This is a genomic window from Mycobacterium sp. AZCC_0083, from assembly GCF_014202335.1.
GTDB lineage: Bacteria > Actinomycetota > Actinomycetes > Mycobacteriales > Mycobacteriaceae > Mycobacterium.
Genome location: NZ_JACHGP010000015.1, coordinates 173,275 through 194,692, shown reverse-complemented (window position 1 = coordinate 194,692; position 21,418 = coordinate 173,275). Strand labels below are relative to the sequence as shown.

At 63.6% G+C, this 21,418-nt stretch carries 17 protein-coding genes; 13 read left to right on the top strand and 4 right to left on the bottom strand.

Features of this window, described 5'->3' with window-relative positions:
* Window positions 1-33: 33 nt before the first annotated feature.
* Window positions 34-300 (top strand): hypothetical protein, encoded by a 267-nt coding sequence (locus tag HNP02_RS31770; protein WP_184444629.1) that lies wholly within the window; start codon window positions 34-36, stop codon window positions 298-300.
* A gap of 348 nt (window positions 301-648) precedes the next feature.
* A complete protein-coding gene (locus HNP02_RS43580) occupies window positions 649-2,823 on the top strand; it encodes a PGRS repeat-containing protein (RefSeq protein WP_184444628.1) in 2,175 nt (724 codons plus the stop codon).
* Between the two features lie 932 nt (window positions 2,824-3,755).
* Here the strand turns inward: HNP02_RS43580 and HNP02_RS31760 are convergent.
* Window positions 3,756-4,166 carry a transglycosylase family protein gene (locus HNP02_RS31760; RefSeq protein WP_184444627.1) on the bottom strand — a complete coding sequence of 137 codons (411 nt, stop codon included), beginning with the start codon at window positions 4,164-4,166 and terminating at the stop codon, window positions 3,756-3,758.
* A gap of 1,157 nt (window positions 4,167-5,323) precedes the next feature.
* Here HNP02_RS31760 and HNP02_RS31750 point away from each other — a divergent pair.
* The 5 genes from HNP02_RS31750 to HNP02_RS31730 all read left to right on the top strand — a co-directional run bounded on the left by HNP02_RS31750 (window position 5,324) and on the right by HNP02_RS31730 (window position 8,036).
* Entirely contained in the window at window positions 5,324-6,259 is a 936-nt protein-coding gene (locus HNP02_RS31750; RefSeq protein WP_184444625.1) for a sce7726 family protein, read from the top strand.
* A 43-nt stretch (window positions 6,260-6,302) separates the two neighbouring features.
* Entirely contained in the window at window positions 6,303-6,704 is a 402-nt protein-coding gene (locus HNP02_RS31745; protein ID WP_184444624.1) for a sce7725 family protein, read from the top strand.
* Window positions 6,695-7,255 carry a sce7725 family protein gene (locus HNP02_RS31740; RefSeq protein WP_184444623.1) on the top strand — a complete coding sequence of 187 codons (561 nt, stop codon included), beginning with the start codon at window positions 6,695-6,697 and terminating at the stop codon, window positions 7,253-7,255. Before HNP02_RS31745 ends, HNP02_RS31740 begins: the two co-directional genes overlap by 10 nt.
* A 79-nt stretch (window positions 7,256-7,334) precedes the next feature.
* Window positions 7,335-7,532 carry a hypothetical protein gene (locus HNP02_RS31735; RefSeq protein ID WP_184444622.1) on the top strand — a complete coding sequence of 66 codons (198 nt, stop codon included), beginning with the start codon at window positions 7,335-7,337 and terminating at the stop codon, window positions 7,530-7,532.
* Between the two features lie 285 nt (window positions 7,533-7,817).
* Complete coding sequence (locus tag HNP02_RS31730) at window positions 7,818-8,036, top strand: hypothetical protein (protein WP_184444621.1); 219 nt, start codon at window positions 7,818-7,820, stop codon at window positions 8,034-8,036.
* A gap of 342 nt (window positions 8,037-8,378) precedes the next feature.
* On the opposite strand, the gene HNP02_RS31725 is transcribed toward HNP02_RS31730, so the two are convergent.
* Together HNP02_RS31725 and HNP02_RS31720 are read right to left on the bottom strand one after the other, a co-directional pair.
* Entirely contained in the window at window positions 8,379-10,019 is a 1,641-nt protein-coding gene (locus HNP02_RS31725; RefSeq protein ID WP_184444620.1) for a CHASE2 domain-containing protein, read from the bottom strand.
* Window positions 10,016-11,113, bottom strand: coding sequence for a hypothetical protein (locus tag HNP02_RS31720; protein ID WP_184444619.1), 1,098 nt, complete (start codon window positions 11,111-11,113; stop codon window positions 10,016-10,018). The genes HNP02_RS31725 and HNP02_RS31720 overlap by 4 nt, the downstream gene beginning before the upstream one ends.
* 793 nt (window positions 11,114-11,906) lie before the next feature.
* On the opposite strand from HNP02_RS31720, the gene HNP02_RS43855 reads away from it, so the two are divergent.
* Window positions 11,907-13,664, top strand: coding sequence for a TIR domain-containing protein (locus tag HNP02_RS43855; protein ID WP_184444618.1), 1,758 nt, complete (start codon window positions 11,907-11,909; stop codon window positions 13,662-13,664).
* Between the two features lie 22 nt (window positions 13,665-13,686).
* Here the strand turns inward: HNP02_RS43855 and HNP02_RS31710 are convergent, their stop codons facing one another.
* Window positions 13,687-14,412 carry a lipoprotein LpqH gene (locus HNP02_RS31710; protein WP_221318264.1) on the bottom strand — a complete coding sequence of 242 codons (726 nt, stop codon included), beginning with the start codon at window positions 14,410-14,412 and terminating at the stop codon, window positions 13,687-13,689.
* 185 nt (window positions 14,413-14,597) lie between these two features.
* On the opposite strand from HNP02_RS31710, the gene HNP02_RS31705 reads away from it, so the two are divergent.
* The 5 genes from HNP02_RS31705 (at window position 14,598) to HNP02_RS31685 (ending at window position 21,298) form a co-directional block, all read left to right on the top strand.
* A complete protein-coding gene (locus HNP02_RS31705; protein WP_221318263.1) occupies window positions 14,598-15,497 on the top strand; it encodes a hypothetical protein in 900 nt (299 codons plus the stop codon).
* 18 nt (window positions 15,498-15,515) lie between these two features.
* On the top strand, window positions 15,516-15,770 hold the full coding sequence (locus HNP02_RS31700; RefSeq protein WP_184444615.1) for a hypothetical protein: 255 nt from the start codon (window positions 15,516-15,518) through the stop codon (window positions 15,768-15,770).
* A gap of 69 nt (window positions 15,771-15,839) precedes the next feature.
* Window positions 15,840-18,176 (top strand): hypothetical protein, encoded by a 2,337-nt coding sequence (locus HNP02_RS31695; protein WP_184444614.1) that lies wholly within the window; start codon window positions 15,840-15,842, stop codon window positions 18,174-18,176.
* A gap of 239 nt (window positions 18,177-18,415) precedes the next feature.
* Window positions 18,416-18,817 (top strand): hypothetical protein, encoded by a 402-nt coding sequence (locus HNP02_RS31690; RefSeq protein WP_184444613.1) that lies wholly within the window; start codon window positions 18,416-18,418, stop codon window positions 18,815-18,817.
* 648 nt (window positions 18,818-19,465) lie between these two features.
* Entirely contained in the window at window positions 19,466-21,298 is a 1,833-nt protein-coding gene (locus HNP02_RS31685; RefSeq protein WP_184444612.1) for a sulfatase-like hydrolase/transferase, read from the top strand.
* Window positions 21,299-21,418: the final 120 nt, after the last annotated feature.

Genomic DNA, 21,418 nt, shown 5'->3' with positions numbered 1-21,418 from the left:
CAACCAGGGCCCGCGAATACGAAGGGAAGCATCATGAACAGCAACCGCAACAAGCTGGCCCTGCGCCGGCAGAGCATCCGCACGTTGACCGACAGCGAGCTTCGCATCGTCAACGGTGGCGGCACCGGAGGCGCGCCCGCCCCGGGCACCGACCGGCAGACCATTGGGACGTCGGGTACGTCCGTGATTCGGCAGTCGGGTACGTCGGTGATCAACCCGTCGGGTGGGTCGGTGGCGTCCTCGGGTACGTCGGTGATCAACCCGTCGGGCGGCCGCGCGCTCAACCCGTCGGGCGGCTAGCCTGCGTCGCATTCTTCGGCCGACGAAGCATATCCATCCGGCGCCACACCACCGCCCATAGCTGACGCTATGGGCGGTGGTTGTGTCGTTGTGTCAGAACATGATTCGTCCGGTCGGTGTCATCGTGAAGGCCATCGTCGACCGTTTGCACGCCCCCTTTTGGGGTTTAGCGTCTGGTGCGGGATTTGTCCGAGGTGAGAGCAACTCTCATGGCTCCATCGCAGTAGGGGCTCAGTGATCAGAGTTGACGCAAACGATAATTATTTCTGATTTGCTAAGACAAGAGCATAAGTGCGCATACGCTGCGATAACCAGCGCCTATGCTGGTCGTGACGGGATCTCGCACTTATGATCGTTATTCGCTCGCTGACCGCTGCTGGGCTCGCTCTAGGTGGTGCTGCGTTCTGGTTCGCGGTCACCGACGCCCCCTCGACCATGGCGTTGCCGCCGATGGATCCGCCGATGGTGTCGCGGTCGGTGCAGTTAGTGAATGTGTCGTCTCCGCTAGTCGACCCGGCCTGCACGGACCCGTTGTGCGTGATGAGTGGCGGCGGCGTAGCGCCGACACCACCTCGGCTGACGTCTGCGCTGCTGACCACGGGTATCGGTCCGCTGTCGCTGGCCGCGGGAACGGATCCGCTGGCGGCGTTGATCGCGGTGTTCATCAGCAACGGCACCGCCGAGCATCCCGACGCCGGACTGTTCATCGGCACTGGCTACAGCCCATCGATTGGCTGCGTCGGCGCATCCTGCAACGGAGGCCGAGGGGGCCTGCTGATCGGCAATGGAGGAAACGGCGCCAATGCCACGCTCGCCGGTACTGCGGGTGGGAACGGCGGGAGTGCAGGACTCTTTGGAAGTGGAGGAGCCGGCGGCAACGGTGCAGCCGGCGTCACAGGGGCCGACGCGGCAGCGGGCCAGGTCGGTAGCGACGGCGGCGCGGGAGGCGCCGGAGGACGCGGCGGCGCAGGCGGATTGCTCATTGGACCGGGCGGGCAGGGCGGTTCTGGCGGTGTCGGCGGTGCTGGCGGCGCCGGCGCGACAGGTCCAGATACGTTGGTGGCGAGCATATCCGGGGATGGTGAGGCTGGAACGGCCGGCAGCGGCGCAGGCAACGGAGGCGCGGGCGGCAACGCCGGGGCCGGTGGTGCCAAGTTATTCGGGGGAGCGGGCGCCGCAGGCATCAACGGTGACGGCGGTGCAGGAGGCGACGGCGGCTCGGGTGGCCGCGGTAGTGACGGCGCCGACGGCACCGACGGCGGCAAGGGAGCCAATGCCACCATCGCCGGAGCCAAAGGGGACAACGGTATTGACGGCAAGGCCGGTGGTGACGGTGGCGCCGGGGGCAGTGGCGGGCAGGCCGGAAAGGGCGGCGCCGCTGGGACCGGCGGCAGCGGCGGACAAGTCGGAGCGGCCGGATCAACCGGTCTCCAGGGCGACGGCGGTATTGGCGGCAACGGTGGTGCCGGCGGACGCGGCGGCAACGGAGCCGATGGTGCCGACCGCGGCAACGGAGCGAACGCCACCATCGCGGGGGCCAGCGGAGTCAACGGAATCGACGGTCAGTCGGGCGGTATCGGCGGTGACGGCGGCAACGCCGGGCAAGCAGGCAAGGGCGGTGACGGTCGACAGGCCGGAGCCGACGGCGTGGCAGGCACTAACGGCAGTGGCGGTGACGGCGCCGACGGAGGTGACGGGGGTGACGGCGGCAACGGAGCCAACGGCGCCGACCGTGGCAACGGTGCGAACGCCACCACCGCCGGAGCGAACGGAGTCAACGGAGTCGACGGTCAGGCCGGCGGTAGCGGCGGTAATGGCGGAGGCGCTGGACGGGCCGGTACGGGCGGAGCTGTAGGGACCGGCGGTACCGGCGGACAAGCGGGCGCCGATGGAGCTGCTGGCGTTGAGGGTGATGGCGGCGACGGTGCCACCGGGGGCAAGGGCGGCAACGGCGGCAACGGAGCCACCGGTAGCAGCAGCTCCTTCTCCGGCGGCAAGGGCGGCAACGGCGGCGATGCAGGCAACGGCGGCGAAGGCGGCACCGCCGGCACCGGTGCCACTGCAGGAAATGCCGGCGTCCGCGGTATCGACGGGAACGGTGGTAACGGAGCCAACGGCGGAGTCTCCACCTACCTGCAGGGGGGAAACGGCGTGTCCGGCAACGGCGGCAACGGCGGCAACAGCACAACCGGATCCGGCGGCACGGGTGGGGACGGCGGCGCAATCTCCGTCATCAACGGCAGCGGGGCGCATAATCAGGCGGGCAATGGTGGATCTGGTGGCAACAGCGTGACGGGTGCCGGCGGAGTTGGTGGTGCGGGCGGCAATTCCAACCGGAGCGGGGGAACGAGCACCACGTACGCAGGCACAGGCGGGAAGGGCGGCGACAGCGAGACGGGTACCGGCGGCAACGGCGGCAACGGCGGTTCTCCAACCGGCGATCCCACCCGCAACGTCGCCGGCCCCGGTGGCGACGGCGGTACGGGCGGCGCCGGCGACGGACAACCCGGCGCCAACGGATAACGGCATCTGCCGGCGGTGTACCCATCGTCAACGGCGGCGTCCCCGGGAGGCACGGTTTGCAGCGGTGGCACGGGCGGCGCGGGTGACGGGCAATCGGGGACGTCCGGTTGATGCAAGGCGCTCGACTCTCAGCTTGATTATGCGTTCACCAGATGAAAACCGCGTTGCCCGTTCATGATTAAGGGCTTGGTGGCCGAGCGCCGTCGTGAGCCAGTCACGAAGCAGTTTCAGACCCGGCCGGACGTCCAGCGTGCGTGTCGCGATCCAGTACTGCGGTGCCGGGCAGTGAATGCTAGGAGAAGCTTCAGCTCCTGTCGGTGATCGGCGCGCCACGGTCGGTATGAGTGTCGCCGCTCGTGCCCGTCATCATCTCGCCGCCAAAAACGCCACGACCAACAACAGCACCACCGCCAACACCGCGGCGCCCACCACCCACACCACTGCGAAGCTTGGACGCTCCTCGGCCTGCGGCATGAACAGACACTCCGAGGGGTGAGAGCAATCGCAGGAGAGACGCTGCGGGCAAGGGGGCTGGGTCATTGCGTTCGATTATCCATCGGCGTCGACATTCGTGTGGACGTGTTGACCGTCCTGATGGACGACGACCACGGCGGCTGTTTCCGTCATTGGTCGTGTCGGTGATGCGACGACGGCGACCGCCGAACACGTCTTCGGCAAGCCCTTCACATGGGACGTGTTGACCCCCAATCTGGGCCGAAAGGAACTCACCGATACCGGAACCGTTGCGCCATGGGCCATCTGGGCGCCGATCGTACACATGCAGGCGGCTGGCGAGTACGCCATCGGCATCATCACCTTCCGAGGCCAGCTACGGATGGTTACGCGCCGGTCGCCGACTACCTACATGAAGTGCGGGACACATCGTCGGCGCCTCGCCCTGCTGACTGCTGGATTGGCTCGCGGATCGTGCCTCAGGCGAACGGATTGAGCACCACAGTGCACAGATGCGGCAGATTCCCGATGGGAATCCAGGCGACCATGGCGCGGCATGTCCCTGCCGCCCAGCCGACTGGCCCACCGCAGACTGGCCAAGCTCCGAGTCCTTGGGTGTTCAAAACGTTACGTGCGACACGGATCTGCTCGTCGCGGCCGGCAGTGACGGGTGATCCGACTCCTCCGTTGGCAGCCCATGTGGCCGGGGTGAACTGAAGTCCGCCGTAGAAGCCGTTACCGGTGTTCGCGGACCAGTTCCCCCCTGACTCGCATTGAGCCATTGCGTCCCAGTTCGGTTCAGCGCCGGCAGAGGGGATTGCCAGGGCCATTTGCGCAACCGCGATCACACCAGCGATGACGGCCACGGCGACCGCCTTCCGCACACTCATATCGATCCCTCCGTGAGGTCGCCGCACATCAACGAATGGAGCTGGCGTGAACGGCGATCCTCAAGCTCAAATCGTGATGGTGAGTTTACAGATGAGGCGGAAGTTAAACATAGATGTTAATGAGTCTAATTATGCTCTATGAGTCTATTTAATTCTTATGCTGCTGATGGGGCCGGAGAGGCTGCTGGGGATCAGCCGGGAAGCTGCGTTCAAGCTGGTCGACGCTATTCTGGTAGCTGGATTCCCGCCGTAGTCATGGCTTTTCGGCGCTTAAGAAGATGCGGCGGTCGTTCGGTCCAACCGCTGTGGCTATTGATCTCATTGTTATAGGACATCATCAAAGTGACAGATATGAAACATGTTATCTTTTGGGGTTTCTGTGACTAATGAGCTAGAAGTGATGTACGTGAATTCATGGGTCCGAGTGAGCCTGCGTGAGCAGTTCCGATCTCGCCCGAGATTCAGCCGTACCCAGCTCTCACACGCCGAGTCGGCCCGCTAAACAGCTTGTTCACGGCAGCTGCCGGCCTGGCAGCGTGGGCGGCAGGGTGGCGCGCAACCCTCGCTCACGAAGCGTCCCACGTCTATCTGCACCGGTACCTCTATGAACCCGAGTTCGCGCGGACCGCTGGTGCCGGGCATCTGCCATCTGACCAGGGCGAGAACCTCCAGTGTCTGCACCGCGACATTTCCCCTGATCCTGCTGATGTGGCGTCGACGCGACGGCGATCCGATTGGCGCGAGGTTCAGGCGAACAGAGGTATGGCCGCGTTGCTGATGCCGCGTAGGTTGTTCACCCGCGTGGCGCTAAGAGAGTTGGGACACTTGGGCCTAGGAACCAATGTCGCCGCCGACTCTGCCGAGTATCAGGCGTTGACAACTGCGCTCGCCGCCACATTCGAAGTATCGCGTCAGCCGCCGGAATCCGATTGAAGACAACATCTTTGGTCGTCCCGTCTGGGTGATGGCATCGACGCAGCGACACCCGGCAGTACTCGGGCGCAGAGTCGGTTGCACTCGCCGCTAGATTGTCCGGGGCCGGGCCGGGCCGGGCCGGGCCGGGTCGCCGGAGGTCACGCGCGTAGTTGGGACGACCCATCCATCTGCGCGCTCAAGGTGTACGCCGACGATGACACGATTGTCTCGATGGGATCGCGATGAAGCAGCAGGTCAGAGTCTCTTCGTCCAACGACATCAACTGGACGACGGGCGTCTGCAAGAATCTCCGGATGCCCGCTACCGACCTGACCGCCATCTCCGGGCTGTTCTCCCGCGCGACCTTTCGGGCTCTGGCGTCGGCGCGACCCGAACGCGCGCGTGAAGTTGCCCGCCGCGTCGAGGAAGCGGTCCCCGGGGCAGCAGAAATGAGCCTTGGAGATGCACTCGACAATGCGCTGCGGATCATGGCGAAGCAGTACCGCAACGAGTACGTCTTCAAGAACTCGCTGGTTGATCGCATCGTCTTCGGTCGACACAACCCTCGGACCGCGTCGGCACTCCTGGAGCTGCGGGCCGGGTCATCGATCGCGGATGTCGTGATTGTCAACGGCACGTCGACGGCGTACGAGATCAAGACCGACCTGGACGATTTCTCCCGGCTCCCAACGCAGATTCGCTGCTACGAGCAATGCTTCGAACGCGTCGTTGTGGTGACCTCGCCGCGTCTCGCGTCGCGTGTCTTGGCGGTCGTCCCCGATCACGTTGGGGTCAGCGCATTGAATAAACGGGGGAGCCTGTCTGAAATGCGAGCCCCGGCACCGGGCATCGGGCGTCTAACGCAAACCGGCATGTTCGGTCTTTTGCACCGGCAAGAAGTTCTGAACATTCTGCGCCGCACGCGCGGATACGAAATCGACGTCCCACCGGCGCGGTTGTGGCAGAGAACGCAAGACCTGTTCTTGGGGCTTGGTGTGGAGTTCGCCCACGTCGAGGTGGTTGACCAGTTGCGCGTGCGCGGTATTCGTGCGGCTGATCCGGCGGGTGTTATGCCGAGGTCCCTGCGAGCGATGGCCTACGAGGTTCCCCTAAACGCTAGTGAAGCAAGGCGCGCGCATGCCAAACTCATCGCGCCGACCGCGTCCTTCCTGAATTGATCTAGGGGTAGATCAGGGATAGCAGTGGGCAGGAAGGCCTTTCGTGTACTTCCCATACTTCTACGGCCGGCAAATGGAGCTGCTTGCTCTACGTGACGTCGCAACCGACCTTGCCGGGTGGAGCATCACACCCGTGATCGAACCCGTGATGACGAACCCGCGGGACATCGCTTCGTGCCTGCGCCGGTTGCGGGATGCCCATTCGGCGCTCTACCTGGTAGTGAATCCAAGCCAGGGCGAGTTCCTCAACGGAGTCCCCGATGAGTGGCGGCAGGGTGTCGGTGATTTCGTCGCCGACGCCAGCCTCGTCTATCCCGCGCACCAGGTGATATCCGAAGCTGATGCCGCCAACCTTCCTGCGTTCCTGCACCGATTTCCTGACCGCCGCGTAGCCATCGTTCTGCGGCAACCACACATCGCCGCCCGGATCTGGCGGTGCAGTTAGCTGACCGCGATGCAATCGTGTTCGTCCACACTTCGGCGAATCCACGCACTTACCTGCGAGAGTTACCCCCTGCGAAGTGTGTCGAGGTCGCGGCGTCATTCAACGGGCAGACGCGGAATGCCGACTACGGTGCCGCGGAATGGTTCTCGAACTCGCACCTCGATTTCATCGGTGACGGCCGACCTGGTTTCTCTGACTTCGGTCCTCTCCCTACAACATTCAGTCTACGGGGCGGCCCTGCGGGAGCGGCCGCTATCCACCTCATCTATTCGGTCGACGGTGGCACCCTATGGATCCAACACTTTGTCTCCGATACGGTAGACCGCAACGAAGGTGACGCAGCATCAAAGATTGCTGAAGCCGTCGAAAAGCTTGCAGGGGAGGTTGCCGTGGATCCCGAAAAATTCCTCGAAACAGCTGGCCTCCAATCGTTTTTGGCAAACCGGGTGCTCGACCTCGGCAGTAGCAAGCGTCAGCAGCTCATTCACCATCTGTCAACCGTCGCGGCATCCCTTGATGAGAGAGAAAGGCCCGCAACAGATCTAGGTTAGGGTATCCAGCTGATTGGCAACCGTAAATCGATGAGCGGATAGGCCGTGTGGTCCAGTCGGATGACGGTATGGGAAGTACTTGACCACCATCGGGGGCGTGGTCGGACATGCCAGCATGTCCAATTCCGGCGGCGATGGTGATAGCGGCGACCGCGGCGATGCGGGCACGAAGCCGCCACCCGCGCCGATTACCATCAAGCATGACGACGCGTTCAACAACCGACATCCCGGCGATGTGCAAGGACGGCCGGAACACCTCGGCGGCGAGAGCCGCTGATTAGCGATCCCAAGCAGGGAACCCGGTAACGCTGCGTCCCTTGATGGGAGTTCAAACGAGAGTGCGACCGACGGAACTCGTTGGTTGCGCGCATCGTTCGGCCGTAACTGCCACGACGGGTCTGGTGACGTTGGTGCCTGCGATCTTTGCGGTCGTGATCGGTAAGGACGCTGTTGTGACGGGTTGCATCAAGGTTGCGATGGCTGCCGCGGTCTGGCTCTGCTCGGGGCCGCCGCTTGTGCCCTCGAAGCGAGTCGGGCACGCCGATCGATGGAACTGACCAGCGTGGAGACACTGAGTGATCTGATCGGCGAAGAGCACTGGCAAGACGATGAAGTCGACGCACGCTACCAATCCGCCGTTGTGATGATCGACCAGATTGGTCTGCTCCGCGATGGTTCGAAGACACGTGGTAAGTGGCTGCGCGCCGCAGGCGTCCTGCAGGTACTAGCCGGAGCTTCGTTGGGGCTCAGCACGCTGGGGGTGCTGTCTACGCGGTACTGAGAGCATGTGATCGGCAAAGGCTCTGCGTTAGGCGCATGCCCTCCCCACGACCGTGAGGCCGCCGCAGTTGCATTTGTCGACGAGTGCTCGCCACGGAAACGAGTTGAATGCTGTGACATGTCAGCCTTGCTGACGATGCGTTGCAGATCGGGGTATGGCTTACATATCGTCGAAGTCCGCGACGTTTGGGCACAGGCGGCGGATGCGGTCGACGGTCAGCGGGTTCGATAGTTCTCCCCTTAGCTCCACTGAGAGGGGGCCAGGCGGGGATCAATCCCGAGCCTGGGCCCTTGTTTTGCTCACTAGCTTGAGCACGTTGGGGGTGGCCGATGCCGGGATTGTTCATGGCCTTGACGCTTGGTCGGCCACGGGCGAGCCGCTTGCCCGCATTGCAGTTCGTCTGCGCCCGCGGTCGAGGGAACGCACCAGGGTGTCCATCTCGGAGGACAGATCTTCGCCGGTTATAGCGATTGCATGTCGCGTCGCCAAACCCTTGAGAGGTTGGGGCAGTTCGGCTTCGGTCGGGGCCACGGCGCCGTGAAGCAGCACGGGGACGACGACCGCATCATGGCGTTGCAGGCCGGCTTCAATCTCGCGACGCACCCAGTCGTTGGGATCGTCGATGCGCCGACGGCCGTCGACGAGGTCGAGCCAATCAGGTCCGATCAACACCAACATCACGCCGCACACTCTGATCGCGCCGATGATCCGGTCCGGAAACGCTTCGCCATAGTCGATTGACGCGGTGTCCATGAACACCGAGGCGTCTCCGTAGCGCCGTATGAGTTCCATCTGAATGTCGCGTGCTTGCCAGGTGTTGTGCTTGCGCCGGTAGCTGATGAAGAAGGTGGGCGGTTTGAGCGGCGCCGCCAGCACGCCCACATCACGTTCGAGGCGCGCCCGCTCCCGCCGCACCATATAGGCGTCCACACCGATCATGGCCGCCGCGGTCAAGGCGAGACCAATGATCGGGTATACGACGGTGACGATCCGACCTTCGTCGAACACGAACTGTGAGCCGCCGAGGAACACCACCAACAAGCCGACCGACGCCACAAATATCCACAGTCCCGACCGGCGCGCGCCGAACGCCGCGGGAAGTACGATCAGCGCCACGATGAGCGCGATGTCGATCGCGATGCCCGCGGGCCTGAGCGGAATGCCGGCGAGGATGGTCCACAATGCGTTGGCGTGGACTTCGACCCCGGGCATTGGAATCGACGAGATCGACGTCACGAACACATCGTTTACGGGATCGGTCATCCCGATGAGTACTGCCTTCCCGGTGAACGCGTCCGATGGCACCCGGCCTGCGAGCACGTCCTGGAACGAGTAGTGCGGGAAGGTGCCGGGTGGCCCGCGGAAGTCGACCCACGCGTGGTTGCCGGGGAAGTCGGCAGGATCCACTGGCTGGCCGCGGAACAGTTCCGCCGCGCGCACGGCGAGCGTCGCGGTGTCCACGGGCGCGTGAATGATCCTGCGCAGCACGCTGTCGGGATCCTTCTCGATGGCGGCGCTGCCCAGCACCGCGCCGGGCGCGTCAACGACGTCGGCAGGCACCCTGATCAATCCTTGCGGACCGTCGTGTGTGGCCAACAGCACCGGCCCGTCGCGAGCGATCGCGTCGAGCACTGCGGCGTCGTTGGCTGGGTCGGAGCGCCCGATGAATTGCGTGTCGATGGCGACGACGCGCGGTGACCCGGCCCGGATGCGTTCGAGCACTTGCGCATACGCGGCGCGGGGCAGCGGCGGCCGGGTGCCCAGCTTCTCCAGTGTCGACTGGTCGATCCCAACGATCACGATGTCGCCGCCGGGCGACTGCGCACCCCGCCACGAGAACCGCTCGTCGACGCTCTGGCGCTCGAGGTCGTTCAGCGCCCCCGTGGCGTAGAGCGTCAACGCGAGGGTCGCGACCAGGACGGCGACGACCGCGGCGAGCACATCGCGGCGTGCCGGCTTGAACCTGTTGAGGTGGTTGGTCATTGGTGGGCGAAAGCCCCGGCGGGGGGATGTGTGGCGCTGACCAGTTTGGCCGCGCAGTAATTCATCGGGAAGCCATTCTGGTAGCACCACCCGAGCGCACCGTCGGCGTTGGTGAACGTGGTCGGCGCGATGGTGACCCAAGCGTCCTTCACATCGAACGACGCCCAGTCACCCGACCAGACCAGCTTGGCGCCGTATCGGTCCCGCAGCCGCTGATGCTCGTACAACGTGAGAGTGTCATCCCAGGTGAAGCCGTTGTCGATCGTGCCGGGTTGCTTCGAGCTCAGCTGAGGCATCCAGCGATCGGCGAGCTGGGCGGATACAAACGGGCGGTCGCCCGCCGCGAGCTGTCGTAGCTGTTGGTGACTGGCGGCTTCGTCGGCCGGGGATTGTGACCCCCACCCGGAGGTGGGCGGCGTCACGACGACATCGGCCCTGGCTGGACGGATGATGCCGTCGGGCGTCAGGTAATTCGGATCTGTGGGGAAGGTGGCGGCGCATTGGGCAGCGAGCTGCGGAATGTTCTCGCAACGCGGCACTCCCGAATTGTCGACGAGGAAGTTGACCGTGGCTGAGCCGCGGGTGTGCACGGTGCCGAGTGCCGGGGTCGTCAACGGAACACCGAGCGTCCGGGTGGCGCCCGCGTCGACCACTTCCTCCGATCGGCCACAACCCAGAGCAAATGACGACGCCTCGGGTGAATCAGCGCACGCAAGGATAGCGCCGGTGCACGGCACCGGCAGATTGCACTTCAGTGTCAGCGGCACGTAGCCGTCAGCGTCCAGGGGGATCGTGCCGCTGGACAGGATCGTGACGGCCTCGACACCCGCTTCCCCGGGGGCGCCGTATTGGCCCGCGCTCTGGCAATACGTGCCACACCCGAGCCGTTCCGCACCGCTCGCATTGGTCTGCCGCGTCGTAGAGGGTGGTGCGGCCTGAGGTTGCGCGCCAAGGGCCGGGCGCGAGCTCGACGACGGGGCGGACGCGACGGGCGTTGACGACTTCTCGCCTGCACCGCACGATGTCAGCAACCCCAGGATCATCAGTGCGAGGACCACCGCGGTTATCGGCCGCTGGGGTGCACTCGGGGCCATGGTGCCCCTCCCTCGTGAAGGTGCGCAAACGCCGCACCCACCGCGCCCCCGTCGAGAACGATGTTGAACAGTCATCATGTTCCTGAACTCCATCCCAGTCCCTCGGTTCGGCAAACTTTCACGGGCGAGAAGCCTCGCCGAATCGGGAGATATGGGCGATCAGGCCCCTCGTCGCTTGGAGTCGCCGATCGCGAAGAAAGGGAACCCGTCGTCAACTTCCGCGTTTTCGCAGCTCAAATCGCCTTCCGCCGCCGTGTTCGATTCCCGGCAACTCCACTGACCCAGCACTCAGGGGTTCTTAGTCGAACCCGTCAACTCAACGATTTCCTTGGGCCCGCTCAACGTGATGATGCGGGACGTCAACGACGCGATGCTCGAGTCCCTTCGTGCGGAATTTTCAGTCAGCCAAATCAGTGACTGCCTGGCACCACGAACCGTCTATGAGGCGATCTACGAAGGCGAGATCGCGGGGCGCGCTGTGTAAGAAGCCAGGCGCAGGAACTTGGGCGCAGTTATAGCGGATGGTGGCTGCAGCGGAAGGCCCCTCCCACGGCGGCGGGAGGGCGTGACTTTCCCCGCCGGAGGCACAATCGCTCTTCGGCTCGGCGCTTGTTGAAAAGGGGGTTGACCGGTTGATCGACCCTCGTCCTCCATTGTGGATCTTCTTCGCATGTTGCCGCGTAATGTCTCGACTTGTTGGGCACGGTGTCGGCAATTATGAATTGATTCACGAAGATCAGTCACCCGCGTAGCCGTGCGCGAGCCTCTGACGTGAAAGAGGATCGGAGTAAGCGTGCGCAAAGCGTTCATCTCCTACGCCCGCGTGAACAGAGCGCACGTTGACGAGTTGGTCGAGCATCTCGGCGTGCTGGGCTGGCAGGTATGGATCGATTCTTCGTTGCGTGGCGGCCAGCACTGGTGGGACGAGATTCTGCGCCAAATCACCGACTGCGACGTGTTCGTCCCGATCATCTCCATCGACGCGCTGAATTCGGCGGCGTGCCAACGCGAATTCGATTGGGCCGAGGCGCTGGACAAGCCTGTGCTTCCCGTCGCGGTGGAACCACTGCCGAGGGCCATTCCGCGGCGCCTCTCCCTGCGCCAGATCATCGACTATTCCGACGCCGCGCGTGCGGAGCACGCGGCGTTGAGGCTGGCCGGCGCGCTGTCGGCGCTGCCGTCGGCGCCATCGCTGCCGGCGCCGCTGCCGGCCCCGCCTGCCGCCCCGCTGTCCTATCTCACCGATCTGGTCGAACTGGTGTCCGGACAGCATCCGCTCGATGTCGAGCAGCAGCGTCGGGTCTTAGATCAGGTGGAGCCTGCACTTCATTCGGTCGATCCGCAGGAACGACAAGGCGGGCTCGACGTCTTGGAGCTTCTCAGCGGTCGTGACAACCTCTACGCCGACGTGTATCGACAGTTGACCTGGTTGAAGGAAAACGCCATGCCATCGGGCCGCGTCCCCATCTCCGCGCCCTCAGCTCGACCCGTGGACTCATCACCACAGCCTGCCAAGCAAGCATCTCGTCGCCCCGCGACACCAAGCGTTCCGTCCGTTCCGCCCGAGCACAAAACCCCGCGGACGAAACTGGCGCTTGGCGCGGTGCTCACTGTCGTCCTGGTGGGCGGTGCCATAACGGGCTATCTCGTTTGGCCGCACTCGTCGGAACCCAAAACCCAAGCGGCGCAATTGCTGCCATCGGCGTCATCCACCCAACCCGAAGCTCAAACCGGACAATCCGCACCGCCTGCGGCGCCATCCTCGAAACCCGCGCCGGCGTCGTCGGGGCAGACCGTGTTGCCCGTACAAGGGCACGAAGGATTGGCGTTGGATGACTCCGGCAACGTTTATGTCTCCGACAGCTCTCGGGTGATGGAGCTAGCGGCTGGGGGCAGCACACCGATCGAGCTGCCTTTCACTGGTGTCGGATCAGCAAGGGGTGTGGCACTGGGGACCTACGGCGATGTCTATGTCACCGATTACATCCAGAGGGCGGTCTGGAAACTGCCGACGGTCTCGAGCGCCGCGGAGAAGCTCTCGCTCGATGGGCTCGAATGCGGCAATCAAGAGGTGCCGATCAGTGCCATCGGTGTGGCGGTGGACGGTGCCGGGACTTTGTACCTGACCGACGGCAGCTGTCAGGGTCGAGTGGTGTCGGTGGCGGCGGGGTCGAGCAAAGGGACCATACTTCCGTTCACCGGTCTCTCCAACGCCGACGGGGTGGCGGTAGACAGCGCGGGCAACGTCTATGTCGCGGACACCGGCAACAACGCGGTGCTGAAGTTGCAGGCGGGCTCCGGAAGGCCGGCTGCTCTGCCGTTCACCGGGCTCGTCAACCCGAGCGGTGTCGCGGTCGACGGCACCGGCAACGTGTACGTCACCGACACTGGCAACAAACGAGTGCTTAAACTAGCGGCGGGGTCCAGCACTCAGACCGAGTTGTCCATCACCGGTCTCAGTCGGCCCCATGCGGTGGCCGTGGACACATCCGGCAACCTTTACGTCAATGATGGATTCGACGGCCGCGTCCTGAAAGTGCCAGCGGGCTGAAACCCAGATCGTGAACAGTCAGCTACGGACAGGTCACCTCTACCTGGAAGGTTTTGTGACCGCTGCCCACGCCGGTTCCGCTGATCGTGTAGGTGTTGCCGTCCTTCGAACCGGTGACTTCGCCCACGTCGCTACCTTCGCGGTAAGTGAGGCCTCCGTTGAAACTGTCACCCAAGCTGATACCGCCGACGAATAGCGGATCCCCGTCTGTCACATCGGTATCTATTCCGCTGCCGGGAGCCGACCCACTGGTGATGATTTCCACGGCACCGTTGCCTCTTTGGCGACAATTGACCGTGCCCTGCACGGACTTCTCCTCGCCATTGACGGTGACCGTCCATGTGCTGGCGCCTGCGTCTGGGCTCGCCGATTGGGATCCGCTCGCTGAGGCAGCGGTGGTCGATGATCCGCTCGTTGAGGCGGCGGTGGTCGATGAGCTCGAGGACGAGCTCGTGTTGGATTTGTCGGCCGAACAGCCGCACAGGACGGTCGCGACCACCGTCGCCCCCGCTGCGGCGACCAGAAATTCACGCTTGATCACTGTTCTCCCCCTTGAATTGTTGTGGTGAAGGCGTTCCGCGTTAATACAACCTCGCTGGCCGACCTGGAGACTGGCAAAACGAATTGTTGGCGCCGAAGGATTTTCGCGTGAACCGGGCGTGAGGGTAGTAGTAGCCGGTCGTAATGTGGTGAATAATTGGGCAATCTGTGCTCTTTCGCGCCAGACACAAATGATGCGAGTTACCATGACCCGTCCGCTTTGCCGGTCGACGGGGGTGCGCAATGTGGGGCTCGAAAGCACATTGGCGATACACGGTCTGCCTTGTTTCAGTGCCGGTGATCGTGTTGGCCGGCGGATGCTCATCGTCGGGGCCGTCGACCAGCCCCTCAGGGCCGCAGCCGACGTCACATCAGGACGCGCCGGGCACCTCCGTGACGGCGCAGACGTCTACGCCCAAGGCTTCGGCCAGTGCAACACCGTCGCCGGTCAAGGTTACGTCGGGCATCCTGGCGGTGAGTTCGATTGGTAACAAACGAATCTACAGTTTCATCGATCCCAACTCAGGGCAGTACTCCGAGGCCGTTACGTTCACCATCCCGACTACTGGATCAGTGCAGAGCTCATCGTTCCAGGCGCTGGCCGCTTCACCGGACCTCACCAAACTTGCCGTCGCCGAAACGGTCGATGGGGAATCAGCGGCGGGATGGATAGATTCCAGCGGGCAATTCACCTCAGTGACCACCGCGGCGGCCGAGGGTCCGTTCGGGGGTAGCCCACCGTCATACTCAGCGATTGGATTCGATGGAGCCGGAAACTACTACTACAGCCAGAATTCACAGGGCGCCATGTACACCGAGGCGTACGAGGTGTTGGCGGGCTCGACGGGCAATGCGCAAAAGCTCACGCTGACGCCGCCCGGCGCCGCCGCTCACGGCGCCGCGCTGAACTCAGATGGGAGCGTGCTGTTCGGCTGCCAAAACATGGCGGGCAACTGGTTGGATGCCAATACCCTGGTGATGACCATCGCCCCAGGTACCCAGATAGCCAAGATCGCGCTCGCCGGACGTGAAAAGGGCGGATGCCCAATCACCCCCGCGAGCAATCAGGTGACGCTATTGCCCACGACCAACACTGCAACGGTGCATGATCCGGTGGCCAATTCGGATGGAACGAAGGTTGCGTTCTTCTACGATGACCCCGATCGGGTCAAGCACAATTTCCCGGCCGTCTATACCGTTGGGACAGATGGCAATAGTCAACCGACCGTGGTGAATCTGTCCGAGTCCGACGCGAAGAAACTGGTAGGTGCCACGTTCCTCAGGTGGTCGTGAGCGGGGTCTCCGACGAAGTTGCCCAAGCGGTTGCGCCACCTTCTCACCGAGTACCGATGGGTACTCGTCGTCGCCGCGGGCCTCATGGCGTTCACGCTCGGCTTTTTCGGATACCGCGAGTGGCTCACCAGCCTGCACCAACACGACCCCGTCACTGCGCGCCTACCCCCGGAGTGCTCGACGGCGATACCAGAGATTCTGAAGTCCACCGGTCAGCGGGTCGTCCGGATGGAGAACGCCGAACACGCCGCACTATCGGCGGCTCGTCGATGACGTCCCAGTGCGGGAGAGAGTGATTCGATTCACATGACCCAGATGCCCAACGCGGTCACGGTGTCTCGCGTGGGACGCATCGTCCTGATGGTCCTGGCGATCCTGGTCGTTTCATTCCTGTCGCTGCGCGCGCTGTCGCCAAAGTTCGCCGCTGACTACTGGTTTGGGCGGCCTGACTCCTGGCTGAGCGTGGTAATCGTCATCGTGGTCATGACAGTCCTTGCCGTGTGGACGTACCGGTCCCGCAATCCCGGCGGCGCGGCCGGTATCCCAGTCGCGATCATCACAGGCCTCGGCGCCACCAGCCTCGTGCTTGGATTCAGCTCGTACTGGCAGTGTCACGACGGGCAGCACCCGAGTTTCTTTACCGCGCTGACCTTCACCGGCGCACTGGTGAAGGGAACGATCGGTGATCAATCGATCGGCGAGCCGAACCAGCCACAGCACCTTTGTCCGATTCCCACTCCGGTGGCGCTCGACGTGGCCCGCCTGTCGGCGCAGGCAGCGATATTCGTCGGCCTTGCCAGCGTCGCGGTCGCGTTATTCCGGTCCCAGACCGACCGGTTCCACATCAGGCGAGCCGGTTCCGTCACCGCGGTGGTGGGTATTGACGACGACACCCCATCGATGATCAGCGCGATCGCCAAGACCGTGGGACCGCGCGTCATGCTGGTTGTCATCACGGATATCCCGGAGCAGGCGTGCGTGTACGAGGCACGCAATCACGGGGCCCGCATCGTGACGGTGGATTTCAGTCGGCCGGAGACGCTCGCCGCATTATCGCTATGGCGAAAGTTGGACCGGCTTTATCTGCTGTCGGCTGACCCGTCGGCCAACCTGCAGCGGCTCGCAGTGATCACCAAGCAGCTGCCGGAGGACGGCCGATTGCCGCTGATCGTTCGCATCGATGATCCGTGGCAGGCAGAAGTTTGGCGTGCTCAACAATTCGGCGGATCCGACCGCCACTGGGCGGCCGACGCCGTCGGCAAGTACGAGGTGACCGCTCGTCGACTGCTTGATGCGATCATCAACGTCACGACTGTCGACCGCATCCTGGTATGCGGCGCCTCACCGCTGACCCTGGCCCTGTGCGCGGATATGGCACAGCGCTGGCGCGAACGTGACTTCTACACCGCCCCCGACGAGGTCCCGCTGCCGTCGGTGACCCTGGTGGCCCAACGTGCCAAGGAATACGTGGACGACCATGATTTCCACCAGCAGCAGTTAGGTCTCACCTCCGCCGCGAATATCGACGCGGTGGATGAGGCGCCGGCGATGTCAACCTTGCTCCGGCTGATCGGTGAACACGATCACGGAGTTGCGGTGATCCTCGTCGATGCGGATTCGACGATCGATACGACCATCGGGACCAGACTGGCGGCGCGTTTCCGAGATATGCCGGTCTACGGTTGTGACCAGGCGGCGCGGGTGGCCGAAAACCGGGTGCCGATCATCGGCCAGTTGCGCACGTATAACGTGGCGATGGACGTCGCCGAAGGTCAGGCGCATGACGCGTGGGAGCGTGCCGCGATGCTCATTCACTCGAACTGGGCTACGTCGAAGTGGGCAACAGGCTCCGCCGCCCGGCCGTGGGCGCAACTGGACGAGTTCTATCGGGAATCGAACCGGCGTCAGGTCCGCAACATTCTGCGGGTGGTGGAAGAGAAGGGTGAGCACACCTGGAGCAGCGGGAGCGCCCCAGCGGCACAGGTGTCGGCAGCAGAACTACAAAAGTTGCCGCCGCTGGAACAGCTGCGGCGGTTGGGATTCGAGAACGACGCCGCGCTAGCAATCGTCCGCGCCGAACACGAAGACTGGTATTCGTGTTACCGAAATGCGGGCTGGCAGTTAGGAAAGAGTCGCGACGACACTAATAAAATTCACAATAGGCTCAAGGACTGGAAGACCACCGCGGCGGACCCCGAATTGTTGGACAGGGCGGCCGACAGCGTGGCCGGAACACTGCTGCAACTCTTGGAATTGGGGTACCGATCCCGTCCGGTATGGGAGGCCTTTCGCCGAACCGGCACGGTCACCGCCGAACAACGAGGAGCCGCCTGGACCTGGACCGCTCATTCTGGGGAGACGATGCAGGCCAAGGCCAGTGACTGGGCCGTACAAGATGCCGGAGGGGACAGTTGGTCGGTTGGTGACGGTATCTTTCAGGACTCCTACGAAGAGGTTGACCCAACCGAAAAGCGTTGGCGTCGAATCGGAGTGGTTTCCGCCCGGCCCGCCCGGGTTGGGGAGACGCTTCAGACACGCGAGGGTCCGACCCAGGCCGCGCCGGGCGACTGGGTGGTGAAGGGAACGCGCGACGAGCTCTGGGCGGTCTCGGCCAGTCGTTTCGCTCAACGCTACGAACGTGTCGAAGCGTCGACGAGTGGAAGCCAGCAGCCGAGATGAGCTTCGAGGGTCGGTGCATCGAGTCCTTCGCCACGGAGAGGACTTTCCGATGTGGCGTATCTCTTTGAGCCACTCCAGCCATGACTGGCGTGAAGCGGTGGCGCTCAAGCAGTGGCTGGATTCCCAGCAACGTGAGCTGGCCAACGAGATTTTCCTGGACATCGACCCCACAGGGACAAGAGACCCACGGGCTCGGCGAATCTAGGCCATGGCGCCAGGTCAAGGTCAAGACTGAAGCAATGAAGAAGGTACTAGTGGCACCAGCGGTTCTAGTGGTGGGCATTGCCTGTGCCCCAATGGCACAGGCGGACGTGCCGGGGCTGGGGCCGTTCGTCGGCCAATGGGTTGGCGACGGGGAGAGTCTGACCGTCAATGCCGACGGCTCGGGCACGGAGACGTACAACGGGGGTTCGGTGAACTTCCAAATCGGCGGCGCGCAGCCTCCGCCACCCCAGCCGGACTACACCGCGTACGGCAACATCACCAGTGGCGGCAACGCTGAGCGCGGCAGCTATGTGACGATCACGCTCGTCGACGATGGCCAGGGCGTGCTCCTCAGCGTCGCGAACGGAGACAACGGGTTCCCGTTCTGCAAGATAGTCAACGGCAGCAAGGTCAACAGCGCCGACTGCGGGGCATAGGCGGCAGTTCCCGGTGAACTGGATACCTTCTATGACGAGCCAGGGTCAAATGCATTGCAGCACTGCGAAATAACCGGCTTCCGCGAGGCATGACGAGAACCGCAAGAAGCGAATCCGACGGTGACGGGCGGATCCCCGCCCGCCCCTTGCTGACCCGAGGCAGTTGTAGACCTAGAGGCTGAGAAAGCCTGTGATGCCGCCAACTACTGCGGACGCGTAGCGGGCTCGACCATCTGGACTTGTCATCTGTGCCGCGTCGTCGGAGCGTCTTTCCCCTAAGAGGGTCTGCGGAAGGCTCAATGGGAACGAGCGAATACGGCGAGATCGAATACGAGGGTTGCCGGTATTGCCTCCGGTCGTCGAGTCGATTCACTGTGTCGACCCGGTCAGACGCTGTATCCGATCGACGGTATCCGGGTTCTAGAGTTGTCCCCTTAGCTCCACTTTTCGGATACGTAAGGTTCTTCGTTCGAACCCTCGGTCTGTTTGTCGGGTTGATGGCGCGGTCCATGGCTTCGTGTCGATCATTGGCCCCCAACACGACCACTAGAACTAGACTTCAGCACGACGGATCGGGTTTGCCTCGTCGGGGGGACGTGTTGATGGACTTGGCCGCATGTGCTGGTTGCAGGGCGTGGTGATCGTCGGATGACCGAACTACCCGACGCTCCGGCGACGCCGCCAGACCCGGGCGGGCCTGGCGCAGCGCGGGTGAGTCGACGTCACTTGCTCGGCGGCGCTGGGCTGCTCGGTCTCGGTGCCGCTGCGGGCGCCGCGGCTGCCACTGCAATACAGCGGCAGAGCGCCGGTGTCACCGAGCGGCAGACCGCCGACCGGGGTCCGCACCCCGCTGCCCCGGCCACGCCCGGGCGATCGAACCAGCCGTTGAACGTCATCCTCATCATTCGCGATCAAACGCGGTTCGACTTGCCTGCCGGCCAGGGCTACACCACTCCAGCCCTTGATCGCCTTGCCCAGCAAGGGATTACCTTCCGCAACCACTACATCGCGTCCGCGATGTGTACGCCCTCGCGGGCGGCGTTCTACAGCGGACATCCGCCGCAAGTCAACGGCGTCTTCGACCAGATGGAGACCGGCTGGGTGCCGAACCTGCGCCAAGACCGGCCCAATATGGGTTCGATGATGAAGAAGCTCGGCTACCAGACCGCATTCTTCGGCAAGTGGGAAATGGAAGCCGACCTCATCCCGCCCAAGCCGACGGTCAACTACAGCGAAGCGCTCCAGCCCTATGGATTCGACGTCTACCAACCCGACGGTGACAAACCCGGCGCACCCAACCAGGGCTACGACACCGATGTGTACACCGCCGGCGAAGGCGTCCGCTGGTTGCGCGGCAATGTGCCGAAGCTGCGCGAATCCGGGCAGCCCTTCTTCTTGATCATGAGCTACCTGAACCCGCACGACATCATGTACGCCGACGCCAATGTCCCGGGAACACCTCAAGTGCAGCAGGCCATCTCGAAGGACGCGATCGTCACGCCCCCGGCGAATTCGCTATACAGTCACCGCTGGAACACCGCTCCCTCCCCGACACTGCAGGAATCGCTGTCGGCGCCGGGCATGCCACCAGCGTTGCGGGAATACAACACCGGGTGGGAGGGCGTCCTTGGCGCCATCCCCACCAACCGCCCAGACATGTGGCAAGTCTTTAATGACTATTATCTGAACATGATTCGTGACACGGATCTCAGCCTGCAACAACTCGAGGACGGCCTCGACGAGCTCGGGCTCTGGGACGAGACGGTCGTGATCTTCACCGCCGATCATGGCGAGATGGCGGGTGATCACGGCGGCATCCGTGGCAAGGGCCCGATGGCTTATGAGGGCAACTCCCATGTGCCGTTGATCGTCGTCCATCCCGACTATCCCCGGGGCCAACAGTCGGACGTCGTCACCAGCCACCTGGATGTGATGCCGTCGCTGCCCGGGCTAGCGGGGGTGCCCGAGGACCAGCGGCGAGAGGCTGTGCAGGGATTGCCCGGCCATGATTTTTCCGCGGTGCTCGCCACCGCTGGGACTGCGAGCCCACAGGCCGTCCGCCCGGGCGCCTTGTTCAACTACGTCGGCCCGCTCACCATCGATGCGGACTATTGCGTGGCGGGAATGAAGGAACTGCTTCAGAACAAACCGGCGCCGCCGTTGACCGAGCTTCGAACCAAGCTCAACAAGCGCGGATTCATGAGTTTTGCGTTCGACGGACAGTACAAGTTCGCGCGCTATTACGCGCCCGCGAACTTCAATACGCCGACCACGCTGGAACAGATCCTGCGGAACAACGACATTCAGCTCTTTGACCTGAAGAACGATCCGCTCGAGACGCACAATCTGGCACTGGATCCGGAAAAGAACAAGGACCTCATCCTGCGGATGAACGCCTTGCTGAACGAACTGATGGCCAATGAAGTGGGCACGAACGACGGGAGTTTCCTGCCGCAGGAGATTCGCCCCAAGCCTCAGTGAGGCTGAATGAACCCACTTTCGGGAATGCTGACCGGCACGCAGAACCGGATCCGCACCGACGTCACCTCGGCCGCGGAGTCGAGGCGCCACAGTATGCGACACCGCGACGACGATCGCCTT